Raw genomic sequence first — 2,073 nt, forward strand, 5'->3', positions numbered from 1 at the left:
CCGCTGCCGCAGCTCGCCGCCGCCGCGGCGACCATGCTCGCCGAGCAGGGACAGGCCGTCTTCGACGTCGGCGGGCCCACGGCGGATATGCGCGACGAGGCGCAAGCGCCGGCCGAGCTGCTCGACCGGCCGCTTGGCGCGGCGCGCACGCAGATTCACGAGACCTATATCGTGTCGCAGACGCGCGATGGCCTCATCATCATCGACCAGCACGCCGCGCATGAGCGCATCGTCTATGAGCGGCTGAAGGCGTCGCTGGCCGCGAACGGCGTGGCGCGGCAGATCCTGCTGATCCCCGAGATCGTCGAGCTCGACGAGGCGACGGTGGAGCGGCTGCTCGCGCGCGCCGAGGAATTGGCGTCGTTCGGGCTTGCGATGGAGTCGTTCGGGCCCGGCGCGGTCGCGGTGCGCGAGACGCCGTCGCTGCTCGGCCGGACCGATGCCAACAGCCTGCTGCGCGATCTGGCCGAGCACATGGAGGAGTGGGACGAGGCGCTGCCGCTGGAGCGCCGCCTGCTGCATGTCGCGGCCACCATGGCCTGCCACGGCTCGGTGCGCGCCGGCCGCAGGCTCAAACCGGAGGAGATGAACGCGCTGCTGCGCGAGATGGAGGACACGCCGAATTCCGGCCAGTGCAACCACGGCCGCCCGACCTATGTGGAGCTGAAGCTGTCGGACATCGAGCGGCTGTTCGGACGGAAGTGAGAGCCTGCGTCGCCGAGATTGCATAGGGGGATTAAGCGACTACGTCCGCCGTAGCTCAACGAGCGAAGGCGGAAGCGTGCCCACCATCACGCAACGGATTCGCTGAAAGATGGTGGGCACGGCGCTGGCGCGCCTTAGCCCACCCTACGCAATCACACGCAGAAATACGAACTCCGTATCATCATAGCTGCGCCGCTCGAGCTCGGCAAAGCCCTCCGGCGCCGCGAACGCCGCCGCCTTCGCCTCCTCCACGACGAGCAGCGCGCCCGCGCTCAGCCAGCCGCCGTCGCGCAGCGAGGCCAGCGCCTTGTCCGCGAGTCCCTTGCCATAGGGCGGATCGAGGAAGGCGAGCGAGAACGGCGGCATCGGATGGGCCGGACCGAGATGGGTGGCATCGCGGCGGTAGATTTTTGTCGACCCGCCGAGCCCGAGCGCCTCGACATTGTTGCGGAGCAGCGCACGCGCCTCCGCGCCATTGTCGACGAACAGCGCGAACGCCGCGCCGCGCGAGACCGCCTCGATGCCGAGCGCACCGGTGCCGGCAAACAGATCGAGCACGCGCGCGCCCGCGACCGGATCGTCATAGGCGTGGACGAGAATGTTGAACACGGCCTCGCGCAGCCGGTCGGCCGTCGGCCGGATGTCCCGCGACGACGGCGAGACGATGTTGCGCCCTTTCAACCGTCCGCCGACGACCCGCATCAGTCGGCCACACGACGGCTGGTAGTGTTCCCTCCCCCCTCTTGTCCGCCGAAGCCCGCCTTCGGGCGAAGGCGGATGCGGGGGAGGGTCAGGGAGGGGGGTGCCACACCAGAGGTCTGTGCTCGGGGCACCCCCTTCCCCGACCCCTCCCCGCATCCGCCTTCGCCCGAAGGCGGGCTTCGGCGGACAAGAGGGGGAGGGAAGCGCACCGGTCGTGTTGCGAAGGTGATCGTCGCCGTCACGAAGCCATCATGGCCTACATCCTCACTCATCCCGTGGCCTGAGATCGCGCTTGCCGTGATAGCCGCGCTTGGGGCGGCGCGGCGGGCCGTAGCCATTGGCCTCGTATTCGTTGCGCTCGCGCGCCTCCGCGCTGCCGCTCCGCTGCACCAGCACACGGCGGCCCTTGCGGTCGGCGACCAGCGCGCTCTTGCCCGCCGGCTTGAACGGCTTCTTGCCACGCGGCGCGTCCCCCTCGTCGTCCGCATGGCGCGGACGGCGGCGCTCATCCGCCTCCGGCGCAAAGTCGGCATGGGCCTGCGCGATCACCTTCTCGCCGAGCTGCTCGCGCAGCACGCGCGTCTTGACCTCGTCGACTGCGCCCTCGGCGAGCTCGCCGAGCTGGAACGGGCCATAGGACACGCGGATCAGCCGGTTCACCTCGAG

Annotated in this window: 1 protein-coding gene and 2 pseudogenes; 1 reads left to right on the top strand and 2 read right to left on the bottom strand. The window is 69.9% G+C overall.

The window, feature by feature from the left end; all coding sequences use genetic code 11:
- Positions 1-705, top strand: a pseudogene (locus tag JOY90_RS22620) (DNA mismatch repair protein MutL); the annotation flags it as partial.
- 144 nt (positions 706-849) lie between these two features.
- Here the strand turns inward: JOY90_RS22620 and rsmD are convergent.
- Complete coding sequence (gene rsmD / locus JOY90_RS22625) at positions 850-1,407, bottom strand: 16S rRNA (guanine(966)-N(2))-methyltransferase RsmD (RefSeq protein WP_291693336.1); 558 nt, start codon at positions 1,405-1,407, stop codon at positions 850-852.
- A 264-nt stretch (positions 1,408-1,671) separates the two neighbouring features.
- A pseudogene (locus tag JOY90_RS22630) lies at positions 1,672-2,073 on the bottom strand (pseudouridine synthase); the annotation flags it as partial.

Source organism: Bradyrhizobium sp. (assembly GCF_019242285.1).
Taxonomy (GTDB): Bacteria; Pseudomonadota; Alphaproteobacteria; order Rhizobiales; family Xanthobacteraceae; genus Bradyrhizobium.